Below are 23,089 nucleotides of genomic sequence, written 5' to 3'. Positions count from 1 at the left end.
CGGCGCGAGAACGGGCCGGGCTACGGTTTCCTGGTGGCTCGCCTACCGGTGAACCGCTTTCCGGTAGCTCGCCGCCCGATGTCCCCCATGAGGGCACATACTGGAATCTTGTTCTGTCAATGTCTCGTCCGACCCGCCGGTGTCGGCCCCACCGGTTCGATATCCGCAAAGGAGCACGATGGCTCTGAACCGTGACTTCGTCGGGCGGGCGTCCGCGCCCTCCTCGCCGTACGAGGTCAGTCGCGTGAAGATCAAAGAGTTCGCGACGGCGATCGGCGACAACAACCCGATCTACCGGGACAGGGAGGCCGCCCAGGCTGCGGGGCACCCCGACGTGATCGCGCCGCCGACCTTCCCCATCGTGTTCAGCCTGGCCGGAGGGTCGATCCTGACCGACCCCGAGCTCGGTCTGAACCTCGCCATGGTGGTCCACGGCGAGCAGCGCTTCGAGTACCGGCGGCCGATCCACGCCGGGGACGAGCTGGTCAGCGTCTCCACCGTGACTGACATCCGCAGCATCGGCCGCAACGAGCTGATCACCGTCAGGAGCGACGTCAGCACCGTCGACGGCGAGTTCGTGTGCACGGCCTACAACACCATCGTCGAGCGTGGAGGGGCGGGCTGACATGGCCGCGACGGTCAAGTACGACGAGGTCGAGACGGGCCAGCAGATCCCGCCCGCCGAATACGCGGTCCGCCGCGCCAACCTGGTGATGTACGCCGGGGCCTCGGGTGACTTCAACCCCATCCACTGGAACGAGCGCTTCGCCAAGACCGTCGGCCTTCCCGACGTCATCGCGCACGGCATGTTCACCATGGCGCAGGGCGGCCGGTTCGTCACCGACTGGGTGGGCGACCCCGGCGCGGTCGTCGACTACGGGGTGCGGTTCTCCTCCATGGTGGTCGTCCCCGACGACGACCAGGGAGCCGTCATCACGGTGAGCGGGATCGTCGAGGAGAAGCTCGAGGACAAGCGCGTGGTGATCGCCCTGACCGCCAGGTCCAACGACTCCCGGGTCCTGTCCAAGGCCCGCGCGGTGGTCCAGCTGGCGTAGGCGCCCTGCCGTAGCGGCCCTGTCGCGGGCGCCGCCGGTGCCCAACCGGCTCCGGCTCGGCTCCGGCCCGGCCCGGAGCCGGTTCAGGGTGCGGTGGGTCGGGAGGGGTTCACCCGGGCGGCCCGCGCCGGTCCGCCGGTACGGCCCACGGCGGGGTCGGGGGGTGCTCCGCCGGTACGGCTCGCGGCGGATCAGGGTGCGGTTCGCCGACCTGGCCGTGGCTCGCGGCATGCTCGTGGGCCGGGGCCGAATCTTCTCCCCGTCCGGGGGTAGCTCCCCAGCATGAGCGAAGTACCTCCTAACGTGACCGTCCTGGCCGAGCGGCGGGCCAAGGCGCGAGCCGAGCACGATCATGCCGCCTCCGACGCGCTCCGTGACGAGATCAGAACCGAGGGCTGGCTCGTCCGGGACACCGCGGACGGCTTCGAGCTCATCCCCTCTCCCTCCTTCGACGTGTGGCCCACGCTGAGTTCCCTGCCCGAGGGGGGCTCCCCGGGAGCGGAACGAGGCGGTTCGAGTGGCGAGCCGGGAGCGTCCACAGCCCCCGGGTGGGTGAGCACCACGAGCGGGGCCGCCGGGGTCGGCGGTGATGCCGAGGGCAGAGTGGACGCGAGGGACGCGAGGGACGCGAGGGACGCAGCCACCGGACGGGACGACTCGGCCGACCCCGGGCGGGTCGCCGAGGCCGCGGATCCCGGACGCCACCCGGGACGGCTCGGTGACCTGGACGCCGAGCGGGTCGCCGAGACCGAGGCGGCGCCCCAGCAGACGCCCGAGGGGTCGGAGCTGGTCGGCCGGGCCGACGATCTCGGCGGCCATCCCGAGCGGATGGTCTCCTCCCAGCTGCTGTGGGACGGCAGCCTGTCGGTCTCCCGGCTCGACGAGACCATCGTTCCCCCGGCCGGCGTCGAGGAACCGAAGGCCGCGCGGCCGACGGTGACCGTCGCGCTGCTGGTCGACGGCCGTCCCGATGAGCTGCGCGAGTGCGTACGCGCCCTGGTCGCCCGTACGGAGGCGAGGATCCTCGCCCTCGACCTGGGAGACGTGGAAGGCGCGGGAGCGGTCCTGCAGGAGCTGGTGGAGGAGTTCCCCCGCCGGGTGGAGGCCTGGCACGTGGCCGAGACGCCGCACTGGCAGGGCGGCTCCGCGGGGTGGGGCGAGAGCCGTGACAGGTTGCTGCGCCTCGACACCTCGGACGTGCACGTCGTCATGGACACCTCCGTGGTCCTGGACGGCGACGCCGTCACCCCGCTGGTCAAGGCGCTGGACGACGACGTGACCGCGGCCGGGTGGAAGGGGATGAATCCCCGCGAGGACTGCAAGGAATGGCTGGAGGCCGAACCCGGCGAGGTCCGGGGGTTGCTCGGCCACCTGTTCGCGGTCAGGCGCGACACCGCGCTCGCCGCGGGCGGCTTCCCCGCCGATGCCCGCTACTACCGCAACGCCGACCTGGAGTTCTCGCTCAGGCTGCCCGGCACTCTCGTCGCCCTGGGGAAGGATCTCCCGGTCCACCAGGAGCGGCACCGCCGCGACGACGGCGTGGACCCCGAATACCGCGACGGGGAGTCCCGGCGAACCTACGACCGGGTGCTGAAGCTGCTGCGCTCCCCGTAGGCTGGTCGCGGATTTCGGCCGGGTCGCGGGTGGGGAAAAGCGCATGACGGAGCGGATGGCGGGGGTGCGGCTGGCGCCGTACACGACGCTGGGGCTGGGGGGACCGGCCGGGGCGTTCGTGGAGGCGGGGTCGTCCGAGGAGATCGTCGAGCTGGTGGCGGCGGCCGACCGGGCGGGCGAGCCGGTGCTCGTGCTGGGGGGCGGCAGCAATCTGGTCGTCTCCGACGAGGGCTTCGACGGCCTGGTCGTGCGCGTCGCCTCCCGGGGCGTCGAGGTCGAGGGGGACCTGGTCACCGCGCAGGCGGGCGAGGACTGGGACGCCCTGGTCGAGCGCGCGGTGAACGAGGGCCGGTCGGGCGTGGAGTGCCTGTCCGGCATCCCCGGGCTGGTCGGGTCCACGCCGATCCAGAACGTCGGCGCCTACGGGCAGGACGTCTCCCAGACGATCACCGCCGTCAGGGCCTACGACCGCCGGGCCGGTGAGGTGCGGGACCTGGCCGCGCGGGAGTGCGGATTCGCCTACCGGCACAGCGCGTTCAAGGACGACCTGGGGCGGTACGTCGTGCTCGCGGTCACCTACGAGCTGGCCGGGGACGCGCTGTCCGGCCCGGTCGCCTACCGGGAGCTGGCCTCCCGGCTGGGGGTCGCCCTGGGCGACCGGGTGCCGCTCGCGGAGGCCCGGGCGGCGGTGCTGGAACTGCGCGCGGGCAAGGGCATGGTCCTGGACGCCGCCGACCCGGACACCCGCAGCGCGGGGTCGTTCTTCACCAACCCGGTCCTGACCGCCGAGCAGGCCGCCGAGCTGGAGCTGCGGGCGCCGGGGTTTCCTCGCTGGGACATGCCGGAGGGGGCCGTCAAGGTCCCGGCGGCGTGGTTGATCGAGAACGCAGGGTTCCCGAAGGGCTACCGGCGCGGCCCGGCCCGCATTTCCACCAAGCACACCCTTGCCATGACAAATCCGGAAATGGTGGCCTCGACGGAGGAACTCCTCGACCTCGCCCGCGAGGTCAGGGACGGTGTCCTGGAGAAGTTCGGCGTCACCCTGGTCAACGAGCCCGTGATGGTCGGCACCCGGCTCTGAGGCTCTCGGGATTCCGGGGTCTTTCGAAATTCTCCCGAGGCTCCCCGAGGCCCTCCGGGGCTCCTCGCCTTGACGTCCTCCGACGTCCTCCGACGTCCTCCGACGTCCTCCGAGGACCTCGGCGGTTCTCTGAGGCGGGAATGGCCATCCGATTTCTGCTGATATGGTCTGATGGAAAGACCCGAAGGGGAGTAGTCCCAATCGCGTGATCGACATGCTGGCGCCTGAGGCGCCCGGTCGCGCGGGCCTCGGATCCGGCCGGTTCGGCTCGGCTCCGTGGCGGACGAGACCTTCGGCCTGGCAGGCATTGATGGATGCCGCCGGGCCGAAGACGTGCCCGAGACTCCCCGGGTTCCGCCCTTCCGCCCGGCTGCGTATGCGGGAAGGGCACCCTCGTTGGAAGCGTTCTGGATCAGTCTCGCCGTGATCTTCGTCGCCGAGCTCGGCGACAAGAGCCAGCTCATGGCCATGACCTTCGCCACCCGGTTCAAACCGTGGCCGGTCCTCGCCGGAATCACCCTGGCCACCGCGGTGGTTCACCTGTTCAGCGTCGCCCTGGGCGGGCTGGTCGGCGATTTTCTCCCCACCACGGCGATCACGATCATCGCCGGCATCGCCTTCCTGGGCTTCGCGCTGTGGACGCTGCGCGGGGACGAGCTGACCGAGGAGGAGTCGCGAAAGGCGCGGCGCACCACCCGGTCGGCGATCATCGCCGTGACCGTCGCCTTCTTCCTCGCCGAACTGGGTGACAAGACGATGCTCGCGACCATCACCCTCGCCACCCAGCACGGCTGGTTCGGCACCTGGGTCGGCTCGACGGTGGGCATGGTCGCCGCCGACGCCCTGGCCATCGTGGTCGGACGGATGCTCGGCAAGCATCTGCCGGAGAAGATCATCCGCTACGGTGCCGCCGCGGCCTTCGCCGTCTTCGGCGTGATCCTGCTGCTCGAACCACTGTTCGTCTGATCAGTACGGCGCTGTCAGGCACGGGGCGGCGACCGCGTCCCGCTCGGCGAGTACGCCGGCCTGGGCCCGCACCGGCCGGTGGCTGACGTGCCCGCTCAGCCAGGCGGCTGAGCGGGCCGGGGTGTCACCAGGCGACCGGGAAGGTCGTCAGGCCGTACACGACATTGAACGAACGGAACTCCGGTTCTCCGGCCTCGCGCAGCCCGGGGAACCTGTCGAACAAGGCGGGGAAGGCGATCTGCATCTCCATCCGAGCCAGTGGCGCGCCGATGCAGTGGTGCGCGCCGTAGCCGAAGGCGACATGGGGCATGTCGGGCCGCTGGATGTCGAAGCGGTCGGGGTCCTCGGCCAGCGCCGGGTCGCGGTTGGCGGCCGGGAGCGAGACCACCACCACGTCGCCCTTCGCGATCGGCACGCCCGCGATCTCGGTGTCGGCCGAGGCGACCTTGGTGGCGCCCTGGTGGATGATCGTCAGCCAGCGCAGCAGCTCCTCGACCATGCCCTTGACCCTGTCCGGGGCGGCACGCACCAGGTCGAGCTGGTCCGGGTGGCGCAGCAGGGCCAGTGTGCCCAGGCCGATCATGCTGGCCGTCGTCTCGTGGCCCGCCACCAGCAGCAGGCCGCCGATGCCGGCCAGCTCGTCGTCCGATATCCCCTCGCCGTGCTCGCGGATGAGCATGCCGAGCAGGTCCTCGCCCGGTTCGACCCGGGCCCGGCCGACCAGCTCGGCCATGTACATGGAGGCCTCCATCTGGGCCTTCCCGCGTGCCTCCGGTGGCTGGTTGAAGTCGAGGATCGACCGGGTGCGCGCCTGGAAGGCCTCCCTGTCCTCGTAGGGCACGCCCAGCAGTTCGCAGATGACCAGCGACGGGATCGGTGTGGCGAACTCGGAGATCAGGTCGGCCGGGGCACCGGTGCGTTCCATCGCGTCCAGGTGGTCGGCGACGATCTCGCGGATGCGGGGCTCCAGGCGGCGGATGCGGCGCATCGTGAACTCGGGGGTCAGCATGCGGCGCAGGCGGGTGTGGTCGGGGGGATCCATCAGGAGCAGGGCGCCGGCGCGTAGCCGCCTGGCCTGCTCCTCGCTCATGGGCGGCAGGGTGATGCCGCTGGCGTAGCTGAACAGCTCGGCGTTCCTGAGCACTTCACGCACGTCGTCGTACCGGGTGACCAGCCAGGCTTCGCGGCCGTAGGGCGTCGGCACCCGTTGCAGGCCCGGCTGCTCGCGGACGGCGGCCAGCTCGGGATCGGGATCGAACTCCCGGCGGCGCATATGGAGGGGCAACATGGTCGTCTCCTGGGGGAATCGGTTACCCCAGCAAGATCCCGTCCTGACCCGCCCTGTGCAACCCCCCCCGCCGGTCACGGCTTCCGGGAACGACGGAACGACCATCGGCGCCGGCGGTCGTGACGCCGCCGCCCGAGCCGTCCCGGAGGAGGCCGGCCCCTGATACGGGCAGCGCCCCGCCCAGCCGTACCGTCGTCCGGTGATCGCCTTCGGCGAGGGAGCGGGAGTCAGCCGATCAGGGTGAGGCGGCGGGCGGCCGCGGCCGCCTCGCCCCGGGTGGAGACGCCCAGCTTGCCGAGGATGTTGGAGACGTGGACGCTCACGGTCTTGACCGAGATGAACAGCTCGGCGGCGATCTCGCGGTTGGACCGTCCCAGCGCGACCAGCCGGAGCACCTCCAGCTCGCGCGGGGTCAGCGGAGACTCCTCGCTCCCGGCCTGCCCGGTGGTGCCGGCCTGCTCGGTGAGGGAGATCCCGATCCGGCGGGCGAGCGCCTCGATCTCGGTGGCCAGCGGCCGGGCGGAGAGCGCCACGGCGATCGGGTGGGCCGCGCGCAGCCGGGACGCGGCACCGTCGCGGTCACCGGCGCCGGCCGCCGTCCGTCCCCCGTGCAGCAGCGACTTCGCCTGGGGGAAGGGGCGGCCCAGCCGTTCCCAGGCGGCGGCCGCGGCGTCGTGGTCGCGGGTGAGTGCAAGCCGGTAGGCCTCGGCGACGGGACTGTCCACGGCCATCGCCGCCGCGGCCTTGCCGACATGGGCGCGCAGCGCCGCCACCCGTTCCGGCGCGAGCTCCTCGACCGTCTCGCAGATGCCGCCGAGCAGGCCGAGCGTCCGCCAGCCCAGCATGGGCTTGCTCGTGATCTGCGCTTCGCGGGCGACCCGCTCGGCGACCTCCAGTGCGGCCAGCGGCTCCCCGCCGAGCATGTGCAGGCCGATCATGAGCCGGGCGTTGGCGGTCAGCTCCTGCGTGAACTCCTCGGGGACGGTGCCGAACGCGCCCACCTCGTCCAGGACGGATCTGAGCACGTCCGTCTCGCCGCGGGCGACCGCCACGTCTCCGCGGACCCGTCGCAGGTGGTGGCGGGTGCGCAGGGTGGGGTCCTTGCCGAGGATCTGCTCGATCAGCCGGGCGGCCTCGTCGAACCTGCCCAGCGCCTCCAGCGCCTCGGCCCGGTTGTTGGCGATGAACGTGCCCTGGTCCCGGTAGCGGCCGTACTTCCTCGCCAGCCGCTCCCCTTCGAGCGCGAGCTCGATCGCCTCGGCGGAGCGGCCCATGTTGTTCAGCGCGTCCACGTTGTTGGCGATGGCGCGCAGGACGCTGCGGCCGGACTCGACGCGCTCGCCGATCGCCTGCGCGGCCTCGTTGAGCTCGATCGTGGCCTCGATGCGCCCCGCGATCGAGTGGCCCAGCGCGAGGTTGAGCAGCAGCTCCGCCTCCAGGGTCTCCTCGCCGTGCTCGCGCGCGATCCGCAGCGCCTCCTCGGTGAGCGCCGTCCCCTCCGCCAGCTCGCCGCTGAATATCAGGTACGAGCCCAGCTTGGACAGCACCTCGGCGCGCTCCAGCCCCGGTTCGGGGACCAGCCGCTCGGCGTAGCGGAGATCGTCGAGCACTCCCGGCCGCCGCCTGGCCTTCTTGAACTGCGATCTCCGTACGACCAGGTTCGCCACCCGGGCGGGCTCGGTCCGCTCGTCGAGCTCGTTCAGCGCGGCCTTGACGAACTTGCTGCCCCGGTCGACCTCCCCGCAGGCGCTCGCGGCCTCGGCGGCCTGCTCCAGGACGGTGGTGTGGTCCACGCCGATGCGCTCGGCGGCGTCGGGGACCTTGCTCCACAGCGTGAGCACCCGCTCCAGCAGCTGCAGCATCTCCCGGTGGGCGAAGGTCTTGGCGGCCTTGCCCGCCGCCTCCCAGGCGGAGATGAGGGCCCAGAGGTCGTCGCGGGCGGAGTGCCAGTGGTGGGCGATCTCGATGGCGGCCCGGCCGGGAGGCACCAGCGTGCGGTCGTTGCCGATCTCCTCGGCGAAGCGGGCGTGCAGCCGTACGTGCTCGCCGGGCAGGAGCTCGTCGTGCACGGCCTCGCGGATCAGCGCGTGCCGGAAGACGTAGGCGCGGCCGTCGGCGACCTGCAGCACGTTGGCGGCGATCGCGGTGCGCAGCGCGTCGTCGAGCTCGACGTCCGACAGCGCGCTGACCGCGGCGAGCAGGGCGTGGCTCACCCGGATGCCGCCGGCGGCGGCGATGCGCAGCACCCGCTGCGTCTCCTCGGGGAGCCGCTCCACGGAGCCGATGATCAGGTCGTGCAGGGAGTCGGGGAAGGTGCAGTCGCCGCCGCACTCCATCAGCGCCTCGACGAACAGCGGGATGCCCTCGCTGCGCTGGAAGACCTTGTCGACCAGGGCGAACTCGGGCGCGATGCCGAGGATGCCGGCCATCTGGGCGGCCACCTCGGGCCGGGTGAGCCGGGGCAGGTCCATCCGGAGGACCCCGTCCAGCCGGCCGAGCTCGGCGAGCACCGGCCGGAGCGGGTGCTGGCGGTGGAGCTCGTCGGAGCGGTAGGTGAGGACCATCAGCACGGGAGCGGTGCGGAGGTTCCGGCTGAGGAAGGCGATCAGGTCGCGGCTGGAGCTGTCGGCCCAGTGGACGTCCTCGATGAGGAGGATCACCGGGTGGCGCTCCGCGAGCCGTTCCAGCAGGGTGAGGATCTGTTCGAAGAGCCGTGCGCGGGCGGTGTCGCTCTCCGTGTCGCCGCTCGGCTCGCCGAACTCGGGGAGCAGCCGGGCCAGGTCGCGCGCCCCGCCCTCGGGGAGCAGGGCCGCGACCACCTCGGCGCCGCACTCGCGGACGAGCTGGCGGATCGCCGCGGTGAACGGCGCGTAGGCGAGGCCCTCGGTCGACAGCTCCACGCAGCCCCCGTTGAGCACGTGGGCGCCGTCGGCCGTGGCCCGTTCCGCGAAACACCCGAGCAGCCGTGACTTGCCGACGCCCGCCTCGCCACCGAGCAGCACGGTCACCGCCGCGTCCTTCCGGGCCTGCTCGAACGCCTCGGTCAGGTCCGCAAGCTCCCGCTCCCGCCCCACAAAGACGGGACTTACCGCCCGACCAACCATGTCTGCCAGCATGTCATGCCTTAAAGATGTGATCTCCCTATTTTTCGCTCGGTGAAATCGGTGGTTCAGGGGGGCAGTGAGGCCCGGCCGGGCAGATGGGAACGGCCGGGCGCTCGGGGCGGGGTCATGCCGGGATGATCTTGCCGAAGAAGCCCCTGCGGCGCTTCTCGGAAGAGTGGGCCTTCCTGTCCTCCTGCGCCTCAAGGGCGCGGCGGTAGTTGTCCGCCTCCTCGCGGAGTTCGCTGGTCCGGTGGGCGATCATCTGAAGGTGGAACTCGGGACCCATGAGGGTTCCTTCCTGGTGTGGCGCCTCGCGGCGCGCTTTCCTTACAGACTCAAGGTTCGTCCTAAGGCCCCCGGTCCCACATCGGGAGGATGTCCTATCTCCCGGACGCTTCCCGCCCCCGCACTACCTAGATCACGCCTAGGCCGTCCCGGCACTACCTAGACGGCACCGATTCGCCTCTCCGGCAGGGGCCCCGGCCCCCGTGCCCCCCGGAACGACCCCGCGCCACCGCCGGGCCCCCGGGCGGCAGGGCGCCCCCGCGCGCGGGGGCGGTCGGCGGATGTTGACGAAAACCGGCGGGGCCGCTGGGCAGGGTCCAGTTTGGAAGTAATCACACCAGTAGGCATGCTGGAGAGGTGTCAACTATGACGACCTCGCTCACCGACGTTGCAACGTCCAACGTCGCGCTGCGAAGCTTCCTGCACGGCCTGCCCGGTGTCGACCGCGTGGGCGCCGACCAGCGCGCCGCGATGCTCGGCACCCGATCCATCAAGACCACGGCCAAGGCCCGGGCCATCGACCTCGCCATCGGCATGGTGGACCTGACGACCCTGGAGGGCGCGGACACCCCGGGTAAGGTCCGCGCGATGTGCGCCAAGGCCGTCCACCCCGACCCGGCCGACCCCTCCGTGCCCAGGGTGGCCGCGGTGTGCGTCTACCCCGACATGGTCGCCGAGGCCGCGGCGGCCGTGAAGGGCTCCGGTGTCAAGGTGGCCAGTGTCGCGACCGCCTTCCCCAGCGGGCGCTCCTCGCTCGACGTCAAGATCGCCGACACCACCTTCGCGGTGGCGGCCGGCGCCGACGAGATCGACATGGTCATCGACCGGGGCGCGTTCCTCTCGGGTGACTACCTCAAGGTCTTCGAGGAGATCGTCGCGATCAAGGCCGCGTGCGGCGACGCCCACCTGAAGGTGATCCTGGAGACCGGCGAGCTGTCCACGTACGACAACGTGCGCCGCGCGTCCTGGCTGGCCATGCTCGCCGGGGGCGACTTCATCAAGACCTCCACCGGAAAGGTGCAGCCCGCCGCGACCCTCCCCGTGACGCTGGTCATGCTGGAGGCGGTCCGCGACTTCCTGGCCGCGACCGGCCGCAAGGTCGGGGTGAAGCCCGCGGGCGGCATCAAGACCACCAAGGACGCGATCAAGATGCTCGTCCTGGTCAACGAGACCGTCGGAGACGGCTGGCTCGACCCCGACTGGTTCCGGCTCGGCGCCTCCAGCGTCCTCAACGACCTGCTGATGCAGCGCCAGAAGCTGGCCACCGGCAGGTACGCGGGTCCCGACTACTTCACTCTCGACTAAGGCGTTCACATGTTTGAGTACGCACCGGCGCCCGAGTCGCGTGACGTCGTCGACATCAGGCCGTCCTACGGCCTGTTCATCGGCGGCGAGTGGGTCGACTCCCAGGGTGAGAACCGCAACAAGACCGTCAACCCGGCCTCCGAGGAGGTCCTGGCGGAGGTCGCCTGGGCCACCGAGGCCGATGTCGACCGGGCGGTCCAGGCCGCCCGCAAGGCGTTCGGCGTCTGGTCGGCGATGCCCGGCTCGGAGCGGGCCAAGTACCTGTTCCGGATCGCGCGCATCATCCAGGAGCGCTCGCGCGAGCTGGCCGTCCTGGAGTCCCTGGACAACGGCAAGCCGATCCGCGAGTCCCGCGACGTGGACCTGCCCCTGGTAGCGGCCCACTTCTTCTACTACGCCGGCTGGGCCGACAAGCTCGGCCACGCCGGGTACGGTCCCAGCCCGCGCCCGCTCGGGGTGGCCGGCCAGGTCATCCCGTGGAACTTCCCGCTGCTCATGCTCGCGTGGAAGATCGCGCCCGCGCTGGCCTGCGGCAACACGGTCGTCCTCAAGCCCGCGGAGACCACCCCGCTGACCGCGCTGCTGTTCGCGGAGATCTGCGCGCAGGCCGACCTGCCGCCCGGCGTGGTCAACATCGTGACGGGCGCGGGCGAGACCGGCGCCGCCCTGGTGAACCACCCCGACGTGAACAAGGTGGCCTTCACCGGCTCCACCGAGGTCGGCCGCCAGATCGCCAGGTCGGTCGCGGGCACCGGCAAGAAGGTCACCCTGGAGCTCGGCGGCAAGGCCGCGAACATCGTCTTCGAGGACGCCGCGCTCGACCAGGCCGTCGAGGGCATCGTCAACGGGATCTTCTTCAACCAGGGCCACGTCTGCTGCGCGGGCTCCCGGCTGCTGGTGCAGGAGTCGATCGAGACGGAGCTGCTCGACGCGCTGAAGCGGCGGCTCGGCACCCTCCGGCTGGGCGACCCGCTGGACAAGAACACCGACATCGGCGCGATCAACTCCGCGGCCCAGCTCGCCAAGATCCGCGAGCTGTCCGACCTGGGGGAGGCGGAGGGCGCCGAGCGCTGGTCCCCGGCCTGCTCGCTGCCCGACAAGGGCTTCTGGTTCCCGCCGACCATCTTCACCGGCGTCGCCCAGTCGCACCGGATCGCCCGCGAGGAGGTCTTCGGCCCCGTCCTTTCCGTGCTGACCTTCCGCACCCCGGCCGAGGCGGTGGAGAAGGCCAACAACACCCCGTTCGGCCTGTCGGCGGGCGTGTGGACGGAGAAGGGCTCGCGCATCCTGTGGATGGCGGACAGGCTCCGCGCCGGCGTCGTCTGGGCCAACACCTTCAACCGGTTCGACCCCACCTCGCCGTTCGGCGGCTACAAGGAGTCCGGATACGGGCGCGAGGGCGGACGGCACGGGCTGGAGGCGTATCTCGATGTGTGAGCATCACAGGGCCAGACGCCGCCCCCGCCGTGCCCAGAGCACCCGGGGCCACGGCTTCGCCCGCGCCGGACGGCCGGTGCTGCGGGGCTGGTTCGCCCACCGGTGCGGCGTGAGCCGCTGCGGTCAGATCTTCGTGCCGGCCCGGCTGGCGCAGCAGGAGAGCTCGTGGAGAGGGCTGGGAAATGAGTAAGGCGGAGCGGCCGGGCCGGGCGAGGGCGGGCAAGCAGGCGGGTGCCCCCGCGGCGGACGGTACGGGCGAGGACGCCGGGAACCGTACCGGCGAGGGCGAGGCGAGCCGCGGGTCCGCACGGCTCGCCGTGCGCAAGACGTACAAGCTGTACATCGGCGGGGCGTTCCCGCGCTCCGAGAGCGGAAGGTCCTACGCCGTGGCCTCCTCCAGGGGCGACTTCCTCGCCAACGCCTCCAAGGCCTCCCGCAAGGACGCCCGCGACGCGGTGACGGCCGCGCGCAAGGCCTTCGGCGGCTGGTCGGGCGCCACCGCGTACAACCGGGGGCAGATCCTCTACCGCGTCGCCGAGATGCTGGAGGGCCGCAGGGCCCAGTTCGCCGCCGAGCTGGCGGAGACCGGGACGAGGAAGGCCGGGGAGGTCGTGGACGCGGCCGTCGACCGGCTGGTCTGGTACGCCGGGTGGTCCGACAAGATCGCCGCCGTCGCCGGATCCTCCAACCCGGTCGCGGGGCCCTATTTCAACATCTCCTCGCCGGAGCCGACCGGCGTGGTCGCGGTGGTCGCCCCCGACGAGCCGCTGCTGGGGCTCGTCTCGGTGATCGCCCCGGTGATCGTCACGGGCAACACCTGCGTCGTGATCGCGAGCGAGCGCGCCCCGCTGCCCTCGATCACCCTGGCCGAGGTGCTCGCCACCTCGGACCTGCCCGGCGGGGTGGTGAACATCCTCACCGGCTCGGTCGCCGAGATCGCCCCCTGGCTGGCCGCGCACATGGACGTCAACGCCCTCGACCTCACCGGGGTCGCCGACGAGGGCCTGGCGGTCGCGTGCGAGGAGGCGGCGGCGGAGAACCTCAAGCGTGTCTTCCGCCCCGCCACGACCGCGACCGACTGGTCCGCCGATCCCGGCACCAGGCGCCTGACGGCCTTCCTGGAGACCAAGACCGTCTGGCACCCCACCGGCGTCTGACACGCCCGGCCTGCCGCGTCCGGCCCCGCCAGGTCCGCCCTGTGGGCTCCGGCGCGCCAGGCTCCACGGCGTCCGGTCCGTGACGCCTGGTCCGCGACGTCTGGTCTGCCAGGTCCGGCCTGCCGCGTCCGGCCTGCCGCGTCCGGTCCCGCCGGGCCTGGCGGGGCCGGTGGTCAGGGGAGCGGGGCGTGGCGGGTCCAGGGGTGGGCGGCCTCCAGCTGGCCGGCCAGGGCCAGGAGCTGCGTCTCGCCGCCCGGTGCCGCGACGAGCTGGACCCCGATCGGCATGCCGTTGGAGTGCCTGCCGTAAGGGACGTTCATGGCCGGCCAGCCGGCCATGTTCCACGCCGCGGTGGCGGGCGCGTACGCCAGGTTGACGCGGACGTTGGCCAGCAGCCCCCGGCGGCCCCAGCGTTCGGCGGGCGGCGGCACGGCGGCGAGCGTCGGGGTGACGAGCACGTCGGCGTTCCCGAACCACTGGTCGGCGCCGTACGCGCGCCAGCGGTCGCGGCCCGCCGCGCCGTCCGCCCCGAACCTGGCGAGCAGCCGGCCCATCCTCGCCAGGGACCTGGTGCGCCGTTCCATCCCGCGCGGGTCGAGGCCCTCGACGTCGCCCCTGGCGCACGCGAACCAGGTGGCCACGGCGGCGGCGCCGACCCGGAGGGACATCCGCTCGGCGTGGTCCACCACGGTGTGCCCCGCCGCGCCCAGCGCCTCCGCCGCCCCGGTCACCGCCCGCTGGAACTCGGCGTCCACCGAGAGCCCCGGCGGCAGCGGCATCGGCGCGACCGCGACCCGCAGCCTCAGCGGTTCCGACAGGGTGAGCCCGCCCGGATAGTCGTCGATGGCGCGGCCCACGCCCAGGGCCTCGCTCTCCCCGGGCGTCGCCAGCGACATGTCGTTCGCCATGACGGCGAGGGCGAGGGCGAGGTCGGCCACGGTGGTGGCCAGCGGCCCGTTCTCCGACATCCCGTACCAGTCGTGCTCCGGCGGCGGGACCAGCCCGTGTCCCGGCTTGATCGAGAGCAGGCCGCAGCAGGCGGCGGGGATGCGCAGCGAGCCCAGCCCGTCGTTGCCGTGGGCCAGCGGGACCATCCCCGCCGCCACGGCCGCCGCGCTCCCGCCCGAGGAGCCGCCGGGGGTGCGGCTCGGATCCCACGGGTTGCGGGTGACGCCGTACACGCTGTCGGAGAATCCGGCCAGGCACAGCTCCGGCACGTTGGTGATGCCGACGACCACCGCGCCCGCCGCCCTCAGCCTGGCGACCACGGGATGATCCTCGTCCGCGGGCACGTCGGACGTCGCCGCCGAACCGTTGCGCGACGCCTCCCCGCGGGTCGCGACATTGTCCTTAATCGCGATCGGCACGCCGGCGAGCGGCAGCACGGACAGGTCCTCCCGCTCCTGCAGGGCCCGCGCCTCGGCCAGCGCCCGCTCGGCGAGGACCACGCGGAACGCCCCGACCCGCCCGTCGCGCTCGGCGATGGCGTCGAGGTGCTCGGCGACCACCACGGGTGCCGTGACCTTCCCCCGTCGCACGGCATCCGCGATCTCCACTGCGGAACTTCCCACCCACGACATGCACCGAGTGTGGTCTGGCGAGTGCGTAAGGGGAAGCGTCCCACGTCTCAATCAGATGACTTGTCCGGCTCATCGGCGTTATTTCGCCCGGCGCGACCGGGCTTCCGGCCCGCCGGGGTCAGCGGCGGGGGTTGGTACGGCGGGTGGCGGTGGCCGACAGGGGATCGTCGGGCCAGGGATGCCGGGGATAGCGCCCGCGGAGCTCGGCGCGGACCGCGCGGTAGCCCTCGCGCCAGAAGGAGGCCAGGTCGGCGGTGACGGCGGCCGGGCGGCCCGCGGGGGAGAGCAGGTGGATCACCAGCGGGACCCCGGCGACGCGCGGGGCCTCGGCCCAGCCGAACAGCTCCTGCACCTTGGCCGCCAGCACCGGCCGCTCGCCCGAGTAGTCGATCCTGACCCGCGACCCGCTCGGCACCTCGACCCGCTCCGGGGCCACCTCCGCCAGCCGGGCGTTCCACGGGACCAGGCGGTGCAGCGCGGAGACCACGTCGAGGCGCTCCAAATCCGACCGGCGGCGGACTCGCGACAGCTCGGGCTCCAGCCAGCGGTCGGCCGCGCCGATCAGCGCGTCGTCGTCCGTCGCGGGCCACGGGTCGCCGAGCGTGCGGCGGCAGAAGGCCAGCCGCTCGCGCAGGGCCACGGCCTCGGGCGTCCAGCGCAGGATCGACAGGCCCTCCGCGCGCAGGCCCTCCAGGACGGCGGGCCGCACGTCGGCGCCGCGGAGCGCGCCGCTGGACAGCTCGATCGCGCCCAGCCGCTCCACCCGCCGCGCCGACACGTCGCCGCGCCGCCCTCCCGGCGGGGTGCGCCAGGTGATCTCCTCACCGGAGCTGTACAGGGAGGCCGCGGCGAGCCTGGCGATCTCCTCGTCGATCACCACCGCCTGCCTGATCCTGGCGGACGCCGCTCCGGTGGGCCGGTCGGCGACCGCGACGGCCAGCCACTCCGCCGTCTCCAGCCGCGACCCGCGCGGCAGCTCCGCGGCCGTTCCCGAGGCCATCAGGTACGAGCCGCCGCGCCGCCGCGCCACGCGCTCCGGGTAGGCCAGCGCCACGACCGTCCCGGCCACGGCGTCGTCGCCCCCGGTCGCCCCGCCGTCCCCCGGCCGGACGGCACCCGCCGCCTTCCGGCCCGCACGCCGGGCGGTGCCGGGCACGGCCCGCGCCAGGCGTCCCGCCTCCTGGCGCCAGCGGGCGGAGAAACCGTCACCGCCCCGGCGCGCGGAGCGCCAGACCGCCACGAGGTCGTCGCCCGCGTCCCTGGGCAGTTGCTCCGACAGCAGCGCCACCACCTCGGCGGCCCGGGACCCGGCGCCGATCCCGTCCGCGCCGGTGTCCGTGCCGGCGTCGATCAGGGCACGCGCCAGGCGCGGATGGACCCCGACCCCCGCCATCCGCCGTCCCCGGTCGGTCACCCGGCCCGCGGGGGGGAGATCGGGCGAGTGCTCCGGCGCGCCCGTTGGCCGCGGCGTGCCGGGAGAGTCCAACGCGCCCAGGGCGTACAGGGTGCGGCGGGCGGCGTCCATCGCGGCGGCCGGCGGCGCGTCGAGCAGGGCCAGGCCGGTGGCGGCCGGATCGCCCCAGCAGGCGACCTGGAGGGCGAAGCCGGTCAGGTCGGCGAGCGCGATCTCGGGTCGCGCGTGCTCGGGCAGCCGGTCGTGCTCGGCCCGCGACCAGCACCGGTAGACCACGCCCGGCGCCTCGCGGCCCGCCCGCCCCGCCCGCTGGACGGCCGAGGCCCTGGACGCGCGGACGGTGGTGAGCGAACCGAGACCGCGCGCGTGGTCGGTACGGGGCTCCCTGGCCAGGCCGGAGTCGACCACGATCCGCACGCCCGGCACGGTCAGGCTCGACTCGGCGACCGAGGTGGCGAGCACCACCCTCCTCCCGTCGCCCGGGGACAGGACCGCGTCCTGGACGCGGGCCGGGGCCTGGCCGTGCACCTGGAGGACCTCGACGCCGGCCTGGCCAGGGAGCATCGCGGCCACCCGGCCGATCTCGCCGACGCCCGGCAGGAAGCAGAGCACGTCCCCCTCGTGCTCGGCCAGCGCGCGCCGTACGACACCGGCGACGTGGGCCAGGAACGCCGGGTCCACCCGCATGCCGTGGGGCGGTGCGATGGTCCCGGTGGGCGGTGCCCAGACGGGCGTGACCGGGTGCATGGTGCCGGAGGCGTGCACGATCGGCGCGGGTTCGCCGGGTTCGCCGGGTTCGCCGGGTTCGCCGGAGGCATCGGAGGGGGCGGTGTCGCCGGGCGCGGGGGGATCGCCGGTGGAGCCGAGGAGACGGGCCCAGGGGGCGGCGTCGGCGGTGGCGGAGGTGGCGACGATCCGCAGGTCGGGGCGGAGCGCGGCGCGGACGTCGAGGAGGAACGCCAGCGCGGTGTCGGCGTCCAGGTGGCGCTCGTGGCACTCGTCGAGCAGGACCGCGTCCACTCCTTCGAGCTCGGGGTCGCGCTGGAGCCGCTGCAGGAGGACTCCCGTGGTGACGACCTCGACGACCGTCCTCGGACCCACCCTGCGCTCGCCGCGTATCGAGAACCCGACCTCCACCCCCACCTCGGACTCCAGCAGCCACGCCATCCGCCTCGCCGCCGCCCGTACCGCCATCCGCCTCGGCTCGGCCACGATCACCCGCCTGGGCGCCGAGCCGTCGAGGAGCCCGGCCAGCGCGAGCGGGACGAGCGTGGTCTTGCCGGTGCCCGGGGGAGCGGTGAGCACGGCGACGCCCCGCCCGTCCAGCGCCGCGAGCAACTCGGGCAGAACGTGACGTACGGGCAGGCCGGACCAGTCGGAACGCACCCGTCCAGTGTCCCCGAGTCCGGTACCGGGTGAGACGCGGCGATCACCTGGAGCCCGTGGAGACCGGGGAACCCGAGGAGACCGGACAGCCCGGGAAGCCCGTGGAGCCAGCGGAAGCCGTGGGGCCCAGGCGGTCCGGTCGGTCCGCGGTCCGGAGGTTCGTGAGATCCGGGGAAGGGGAGGCCCGCCCGCCACCGTGTGATCCATAACGCGGGGGCGAAGAGTGTGTCTCGGGAACATGTCAAACGGGTTACGACGGTTTTAACGTGCGCTGGTAAGGGCCGGTGATACAGGTCACAGGGCCACAAAGGAGCACCTCATGGCAGCATCCCTTCCGGCGGGTCTTCTCCGCATCCTTCTCACCCTGTCGCTCGGACTGCTCGGACTCCTCGGCGCGGCGACCGCGACGACGTCTCCCGCCCGGGCCGCGTCGCTCGTCCAGGTCGGCTCGTTCGGCAGCAATCCCGGCAACCTCACCATGTACAGCTACCGGCCCGACGGCTCGACCGCCGGACGCCCGCTGGTGGTCCTGCTGCACGGCTGCACGCAGAACGCGAGCGGCTACTTCGCCAACTCGGGATGGCGTAAGTACGCCGACCAGTCGGGATTCACCCTCGTGCTGCCGCAGACCGGCAGCGCGAACAACTCATCGAGCTGCTTCAACTGGTTCGAGACCGGCGACACCACCCGGGGCCAGGGCGAGGCCGCCTCGATCCGCGCCATGGTCGCCTACGCGGTCTCCACCTACGGGACCGACCCGGCGCGCGTCTACGTCTCCGGCCTGTCGGCGGGCGGGGCGATGTCGGCCGTCATGCTCGCCACGTACCCGGACGTCTTCGCGGGCGGCTCGATCGGGGCGGGGCTCGCCTACCGGTGCGCCGCCAGCCTGCTCCAGGCCTCCACCTGCCAGTACGGACCGGTCGGCAAGACCCCGCAGCAGTGGGGCGACCTGGTGCGCAACGCCCACTCCGGCTACTCGGGACCGTACCCGCGCGTCGCGATCTGGCAGGGGCTGTCCGACTACACCGTCGTCCCGGCCAACGCGGCCCAGCTGCGCGACCAGTGGACGAACGTGCGGGGCGTCTCGCAGAGCCCCACCTCCACGCGCGGCCTCACCGGCGGCACCTCCCTGAAGGTGTACGGGAACGACGTGGTGCGCGTGTACGAGATCACCGGCATGGGACACGGCCTGCCGATCGATCCCGGCGGCGCCGCCGACCAGTGCGGCAGCGCGGCGGCCTACTTCCTCGACACCATCTGCTCGGCCTACCACGACGCGCAGTTCTTCGGCCTGACCGGTGGCACGCAGCCGACCCCGAACCCGACCCCCACCCCGACCCCAACCCCGACGGGGCCTCAGACCTGCGTCAGGGCGAGCAACTACGCCCACACCGTCGCCGGACGGGCCTACCAGTCCGGCGGCTACACCTACGCCAACGGGTCCGACAACGCCATGGGCCTGTGGAACGTCCTCGTCACGCACGGTCTCAAGCAGACCGGTCCCAACCACTGGGTCGTCGCCGACAGCGAGTGCTAGCGATCCTGCGGACGGCGGGAACCCGAACGCGACCGGCCGACCGGCTGATCAGCCGACCGGCCGGTCGTTCGCGACATCGCCCGCGTCGCGGGCGCGCAGCGGCCGATGCGCCTCGGTGTGTCCACGGCGCGTGCGACCATCCCGCGCCGATCGAGGACGAAACCATCCGAGATCATCGACCCCGGCCGGAATCGGGGGCTACGGGCGCGAGGCGTCTCGCAGGGATTCGGCGGCGGTGAACAGGGAGGCTCCCAGAAGGACGACGTCCTTCACCAGAAACTGGCCCGCGAGGGAGAGCTTCGGCTCCCCGCGCCTTTCCTGCCAGGCCTCCGGCGTGGTGATCAGGAAGCTGAGCGTGGTGGTGAACATCCCCGCCGCCGCCAGGCTGCCGAGCGCCGAGGCCCTGGGGGCGAACGACTTCGCCGCGATCAGCGATCCGATGACGATCTCCGCCACGCCGATGAGCCTGGCCAGCCGCCGTTCGCCGAGCATGGTGGCGAGTCGCGAGAACGGCGGGCTCGAGGTGATCAAGGGGCGGATGTTCTCGACCTCGTAGTCTTCGAACTTGAGCCGCCCGATCATCACCAGGTTGAGCGCCAGCCCGAAACGAAGCGTGGAGGCCCCCGCGATCTGGAGATTGCCGGCGGCCGTGGATCGCGTTCTCATACAGGTATCCCCTCGCATGTGCGTCGCGAATGTCCTGCGTGTGGCCAGTCTACGCCGGGCTGTATTCAGGGCCGCCGAGCAGGACCGCATGCCGGACGGGGAGTGCGGGGGCATCGGCCCACGAGCCGATGGAGCGCTCCGTCGGCTCGATCGTTCTGGTGTGCCGGCACCTGCCCGGCACGCCCGGCTCGTCACCGGCGTCGGGAGTCAGGTGGTGTCGCCGATGGCGCGGGCGGCGTTGATCAGGCCGATGTGGCTGAAAGCCTGCGGGAAGTTGCCGAGGGGCTCCCCGGTGGCCGAGTCGACCTCCTCGGCGAGCAGACCGACGTCGTTGGCGTACGACGCGGCGGTCTCGAACGCCCGCCTGGCCGCGGCACCCTCTCCCGTGAGGGCCAGGGCCTGCGCGAGCCAGAAGGTGCACAGCAGGAACGTGCCCTCCTGGCCGGGGAGCCCGTCGGCGGCGTGGTAGCGGTGCACCAGGCCTCGGTCGTCGGTCAGGTGGGTGGCGATGGCGTGCACGGTGGACCGCACCCGCGGATCGTCCGGGGAAAGGAACCCGACCATGGGCATCACCAGCACGGCGGCATCGAGGTCGGTGCCGTCGAACGTCTGGGTGAAGGCACCCGCACGCTCGTTCCAGCCCCGGGTCAGGATCGCGGCGCGGATCTCCTCGCGAGTGCTCGTCCAGTCGGCGATCCGGGCGTCGGCCCCCAGCATCGGGGCCAGCGCGATGGCCCGATCCAGTCCCACCCAGCACATCAGCTTGGAGTGCGTGAAGTGGCGGCCGGGCCCGCGGACCTCCCACAGGCTCTGGTCCGGCTCCCGCCAGCGACGGGCGGCGGTCTCAGCCACCCCGACCAGAAAAGCGCAGGTGAACGGCTCGAGAGGGCCGGTGTCGCAATAGATCTGATGGGCCGCGTCGAGTAGCTCCCCGTAAACGTCGATCTGGCGCTGGCGCCAGGCGTCGTTGCCGACCCGCACCGGCGCGCTGCCCCGCCAGCCGCGCAGGTGCGGCAGGTGCCGTTCGCTCAGGTCGCGCTCGCCGCCCACGCCGTACATGATCTGCAGGTCGATGCCCCGGTCGAGCTGGGTGGCGCAGGCGTTGGCGAGGAAAGTGAAAAAGGCGGTCTCCTCGACCTCGCAGGTGGCGGTGGACAGGGCCTGCAGGGTGAAGCTGGCGTCCCGGATCCAGGTGTAGCGGTAGTCCCAGTTTCGCTCCCCGCCGATGCTCTCGGGCAGGGAGGTGGTGGCCGCGGCCACGATGGCCCCGGTGGGGGCGTACGTCATCGCACGCAGCACCCGGCCGCTCTGGTTCACCTGTTCACGCCATGGGCCTTCATAGTCGGCGTGATGCCGTGACCAGGAGCGCCAGCCCGAGACGGTGTCCTTCGCCCGGCGCGCGATGTACGAGGGAGTGCGGCACGACGGGTCGGGCGCCCACGCCCAGCCGGCCTGCAGGGCGAACCCCAGGCTCTGCCCGGCGCGCAGGGTGACGGCGGTGTCCGCGACCGAGCCGCTCACCCGCAGCTCGACGGGGCTGGACAGGGCGAGGACGTTGGCCCCGCCACGCGAGATCAGGCCGCCTCGGACAGGCCGCATCAGGGGGTGGACGAGCCCGAACTCGGGTCGCGGCACGTACGCCACCTCCACAGGCACGCGACCTTCGACACAGGTCACCTGACGCAGGAGCAGGCCGGGCGAGGACATGCCCAGCGAGTGCCCGCGTTCCCGGCCGCCCAGGGCGAGCGCGTCGAGGAGCACCACGGTCCCGTCCCGGCAGCGGAAGGTGGTCTCGAGCACCAGGGTGTGCTCCAGATACCGGCGGGTGACCTCGGTGGGGCCGGTGGGGCGGATCGACCAGTACCCGGCGTCCTCGTCGAGCAGCCGGGCGAAGAGCGCCGGACTGTCGAATCGCGGCAGGCACAGCCAGTCCACCGAGCCGTCGGAGGTGACCAGCGCGGCGGATCGACAGTCCGACAGCAGGGCGTAGTCGTTGATCGGTCGCGTACTCAATGGGCACCTCGTCCATCCCCCGGGAAGGATCGTGGAGTTCGCGGCGAGCCATGCGGCCCAGGCGGCCCGGGTGGTTCGGGCGGCCCGGGTGGTTCGGGCGTGGGGGAAGGGGGCCTGCCCTGTCTCTTCCCGCTTTTCACCAAGACCGCTCACTTGACGGGTGAAATTCTTTTCCCGGGTGAAGAGATGGCCAGGAAGAGCGCGGTGACGGCCGGCTCCTCCGGACCAGCCGTGATCATTTGCCGGACAGGCTCTAGGCCGAGGGGTCGAGGACCCCGAAGCTCACCAGGGCGATGATGATGATCCCGAGGGCGATCCGGTAGATCACGAAGCCGGTGAAGCGGTGGGTGCTGATGTACTTCAGGAACCACGAGACCGCCAGGTAGCCCACGATGAACGAGATCACGGTGGACAGGATCGTGGGGCCCCACTCGGGCGCCGCGCCCTCGCCGATCTTGAACAGCTCCAGGAAGCCCGCGCCCAGCACGGCCGGGATGGCGAGCAGGAAGGAGTACTTCGCGGCCTCCTCGCGGCGGTAGTCCAGCAGCAGCCCGGCGCTGATGGTGCCGCCGGAGCGGGACACGCCGGGGATCAGGGCGAGAGACTGGGCGAAGCCGTAGATCAGGGCGTGGGTGAAGCTGAGGTGCCGCTCCAGGGTGAGCCTGTTGCGGGCGGTGTGGTCGGCGAACCACAGGATCAGGCCGAAGACGATCAGCGTCGTGCCGATCAGGCGCAGGTCGCGGAAGGCGCCCTCGATGGAGTCCTTGAAGAGCAGGCCGAGCACCACGATCGGGATGGTGCCGACGATGACGTACCAGCCCATCCGGGCGGCGTAGTGGCCGCGCAGGTCGGGGGTCCACAGGGACCGCGTCCAGGTGGAGATGATCTCCCAGATCTCCTTGCGGAAGTAGATGACCACCGCGGCCTCGGTGCCGAGCTGGACGACCGCGGTGAACGCGGCTCCCGGGTCCGGCCAGCCGAAGAACGCCGACACGACCCTGATGTGGGCACTGGAGGAGATCGGCAGAAACTCCGTCAATCCCTGAATCAGCCCGAGGACCACCGCTTCGAACCAGCCGATCACTTCAGCACCTTCCGTACCAGCGCGTGCGTAACCTACGCGAGGCTAGCGGAGCGGCGGAGCAACTGTGACCCGGCCGTTCGGCCGATGCCGGCCGCTCTTCTTTCGTGATCGGCCGTA

17 protein-coding genes are annotated in these 23,089 nt (G+C 72.3%); 9 read left to right on the top strand and 8 right to left on the bottom strand.

All coding sequences use genetic code 11. The features are described from left to right. Positions 1 to 178 precede the first annotated feature (178 nt). The 5 genes from ACTOQ2_RS29975 (at position 179) to ACTOQ2_RS29955 (ending at position 4,716) form a co-directional block, all read left to right on the top strand. Positions 179 to 625, top strand: a complete 447-nt coding sequence (locus tag ACTOQ2_RS29975; RefSeq protein WP_440070543.1) for a MaoC family dehydratase N-terminal domain-containing protein — start codon at positions 179 to 181, stop codon at positions 623 to 625. 1 nt (position 626) lies between these two features. After that, positions 627 to 1,055 (top strand): MaoC family dehydratase, encoded by a 429-nt coding sequence (locus tag ACTOQ2_RS29970; RefSeq protein WP_440104203.1) that lies wholly within the window; start codon positions 627 to 629, stop codon positions 1,053 to 1,055. A gap of 282 nt (positions 1,056 to 1,337) precedes the next feature. After that, positions 1,338 to 2,669, top strand: a complete 1,332-nt coding sequence (locus ACTOQ2_RS29965; protein ID WP_440104098.1) for a CysS/YqeB C-terminal domain-containing protein — start codon at positions 1,338 to 1,340, stop codon at positions 2,667 to 2,669. Between the two features lie 43 nt (positions 2,670 to 2,712). After that, positions 2,713 to 3,750: a UDP-N-acetylmuramate dehydrogenase gene (locus tag ACTOQ2_RS29960; protein WP_440070541.1), complete on the top strand. Its 1,038-nt coding sequence runs from the start codon at positions 2,713 to 2,715 to the stop codon at positions 3,748 to 3,750. A 396-nt stretch (positions 3,751 to 4,146) separates the two neighbouring features. Next, positions 4,147 to 4,716, top strand: coding sequence for a TMEM165/GDT1 family protein (locus ACTOQ2_RS29955; RefSeq protein WP_440104096.1), 570 nt, complete (start codon positions 4,147 to 4,149; stop codon positions 4,714 to 4,716). Between the two features lie 124 nt (positions 4,717 to 4,840). Here the strand turns inward: ACTOQ2_RS29955 and ACTOQ2_RS29950 are convergent, their stop codons facing one another. From ACTOQ2_RS29950 to ACTOQ2_RS29940, 3 genes are all read right to left on the bottom strand, one after another. Further along, positions 4,841 to 6,004, bottom strand: a complete 1,164-nt coding sequence (locus ACTOQ2_RS29950; RefSeq protein WP_440070539.1) for a cytochrome P450 — start codon at positions 6,002 to 6,004, stop codon at positions 4,841 to 4,843. 227 nt (positions 6,005 to 6,231) lie between these two features. Next, positions 6,232 to 9,108: a helix-turn-helix transcriptional regulator gene (locus ACTOQ2_RS29945; protein WP_440104094.1), complete on the bottom strand. Its 2,877-nt coding sequence runs from the start codon at positions 9,106 to 9,108 to the stop codon at positions 6,232 to 6,234. Between the two features lie 124 nt (positions 9,109 to 9,232). Continuing rightward, positions 9,233 to 9,394: a hypothetical protein gene (locus tag ACTOQ2_RS29940; protein WP_440104092.1), complete on the bottom strand. Its 162-nt coding sequence runs from the start codon at positions 9,392 to 9,394 to the stop codon at positions 9,233 to 9,235. 365 nt (positions 9,395 to 9,759) lie between these two features. On the opposite strand from ACTOQ2_RS29940, the gene deoC reads away from it, so the two are divergent. The 3 genes from deoC to ACTOQ2_RS29925 all read left to right on the top strand — a co-directional run bounded on the left by deoC (position 9,760) and on the right by ACTOQ2_RS29925 (position 13,292). Beyond that, entirely contained in the window at positions 9,760 to 10,698 is a 939-nt protein-coding gene (gene deoC / locus ACTOQ2_RS29935) for a deoxyribose-phosphate aldolase (protein ID WP_440070536.1), read from the top strand. A gap of 9 nt (positions 10,699 to 10,707) precedes the next feature. Then, on the top strand, positions 10,708 to 12,135 hold the full coding sequence (locus ACTOQ2_RS29930) for an aldehyde dehydrogenase family protein (protein WP_440104090.1): 1,428 nt from the start codon (positions 10,708 to 10,710) through the stop codon (positions 12,133 to 12,135). Positions 12,136 to 12,317: 182 nt separating this feature from the next. Then, positions 12,318 to 13,292: an aldehyde dehydrogenase family protein gene (locus ACTOQ2_RS29925; RefSeq protein ID WP_440104088.1), complete on the top strand. Its 975-nt coding sequence runs from the start codon at positions 12,318 to 12,320 to the stop codon at positions 13,290 to 13,292. A gap of 173 nt (positions 13,293 to 13,465) precedes the next feature. Here the strand turns inward: ACTOQ2_RS29925 and ACTOQ2_RS29920 are convergent, their stop codons facing one another. Both ACTOQ2_RS29920 and ACTOQ2_RS29915 read right to left on the bottom strand, forming a co-directional pair. Continuing rightward, the gene (locus ACTOQ2_RS29920; protein WP_440104086.1) at positions 13,466 to 14,872 is read right to left on the bottom strand and encodes an amidase; all 1,407 of its coding nucleotides are present in this window, start codon (positions 14,870 to 14,872) and stop codon (positions 13,466 to 13,468) included. Positions 14,873 to 14,990: 118 nt separating this feature from the next. Next, on the bottom strand, positions 14,991 to 17,672 hold the full coding sequence (locus tag ACTOQ2_RS29915; protein ID WP_440104084.1) for an ATP-dependent RNA helicase: 2,682 nt from the start codon (positions 17,670 to 17,672) through the stop codon (positions 14,991 to 14,993). Between the two features lie 319 nt (positions 17,673 to 17,991). On the opposite strand from ACTOQ2_RS29915, the gene ACTOQ2_RS29910 reads away from it, so the two are divergent. Beyond that, complete coding sequence (locus ACTOQ2_RS29910; protein ID WP_440104082.1) at positions 17,992 to 19,209, top strand: extracellular catalytic domain type 1 short-chain-length polyhydroxyalkanoate depolymerase; 1,218 nt, start codon at positions 17,992 to 17,994, stop codon at positions 19,207 to 19,209. Between the two features lie 198 nt (positions 19,210 to 19,407). On the opposite strand, the gene ACTOQ2_RS29905 is transcribed toward ACTOQ2_RS29910, so the two are convergent. The 3 genes from ACTOQ2_RS29905 to ACTOQ2_RS29895 form a co-directional block, all read right to left on the bottom strand. Continuing rightward, positions 19,408 to 19,875, bottom strand: coding sequence for a DUF417 family protein (locus ACTOQ2_RS29905; protein WP_440104080.1), 468 nt, complete (start codon positions 19,873 to 19,875; stop codon positions 19,408 to 19,410). Positions 19,876 to 20,082: 207 nt separating this feature from the next. Next, a complete protein-coding gene (locus ACTOQ2_RS29900; RefSeq protein ID WP_440104078.1) occupies positions 20,083 to 21,888 on the bottom strand; it encodes a glycoside hydrolase family 15 protein in 1,806 nt (601 codons plus the stop codon). A gap of 253 nt (positions 21,889 to 22,141) precedes the next feature. Further along, positions 22,142 to 22,972 carry an undecaprenyl-diphosphate phosphatase gene (locus ACTOQ2_RS29895; protein WP_440070528.1) on the bottom strand — a complete coding sequence of 277 codons (831 nt, stop codon included), beginning with the start codon at positions 22,970 to 22,972 and terminating at the stop codon, positions 22,142 to 22,144. Between the last annotated feature and the right edge of the window lie 117 nt (positions 22,973 to 23,089).

Origin of the sequence: Streptosporangium sp. H16 (genome assembly GCF_051918855.1) — a bacterium.
In the GTDB taxonomy this organism is placed as follows: Bacteria; Actinomycetota; Actinomycetes; order Streptosporangiales; family Streptosporangiaceae; genus Streptosporangium.
Note: the sequence above shows the minus strand (reverse complement) of the source record. Positions and strands in the feature narration are given on the sequence as shown.

Excerpts from the sequence above, each read along its gene's own strand:
- ACTOQ2_RS29975 (WP_440070543.1), top strand. The coding sequence starts at position 179 with ATGGCTCTGAACCGTGACTTCGTCGGGCGGGCGTCCGCGCCCTCCTCG.
- ACTOQ2_RS29905 (WP_440104080.1), bottom strand. The coding sequence starts at position 19,875 with ATGAGAACGCGATCCACGGCCGCCGGCAATCTCCAGATCGCGGGGGCC.
- ACTOQ2_RS29910 (WP_440104082.1), top strand. The coding sequence starts at position 17,992 with ATGGCAGCATCCCTTCCGGCGGGTCTTCTCCGCATCCTTCTCACCCTG.
- ACTOQ2_RS29945 (WP_440104094.1), bottom strand. The coding sequence starts at position 9,108 with ATGGTTGGTCGGGCGGTAAGTCCCGTCTTTGTGGGGCGGGAGCGGGAG.
- ACTOQ2_RS29950 (WP_440070539.1), bottom strand. The coding sequence starts at position 6,004 with ATGTTGCCCCTCCATATGCGCCGCCGGGAGTTCGATCCCGATCCCGAG.
- ACTOQ2_RS29940 (WP_440104092.1), bottom strand. The coding sequence starts at position 9,394 with ATGGGTCCCGAGTTCCACCTTCAGATGATCGCCCACCGGACCAGCGAA.
- ACTOQ2_RS29920 (WP_440104086.1), bottom strand. The coding sequence starts at position 14,872 with ATGTCGTGGGTGGGAAGTTCCGCAGTGGAGATCGCGGATGCCGTGCGA.
- ACTOQ2_RS29930 (WP_440104090.1), top strand. The coding sequence starts at position 10,708 with ATGTTTGAGTACGCACCGGCGCCCGAGTCGCGTGACGTCGTCGACATC.
- ACTOQ2_RS29970 (WP_440104203.1), top strand. The coding sequence starts at position 627 with ATGGCCGCGACGGTCAAGTACGACGAGGTCGAGACGGGCCAGCAGATC.
- ACTOQ2_RS29965 (WP_440104098.1), top strand. The coding sequence starts at position 1,338 with ATGAGCGAAGTACCTCCTAACGTGACCGTCCTGGCCGAGCGGCGGGCC.
- deoC (WP_440070536.1), top strand. The coding sequence starts at position 9,760 with ATGACGACCTCGCTCACCGACGTTGCAACGTCCAACGTCGCGCTGCGA.
- ACTOQ2_RS29960 (WP_440070541.1), top strand. The coding sequence starts at position 2,713 with ATGACGGAGCGGATGGCGGGGGTGCGGCTGGCGCCGTACACGACGCTG.
- ACTOQ2_RS29925 (WP_440104088.1), top strand. The coding sequence starts at position 12,318 with ATGAGTAAGGCGGAGCGGCCGGGCCGGGCGAGGGCGGGCAAGCAGGCG.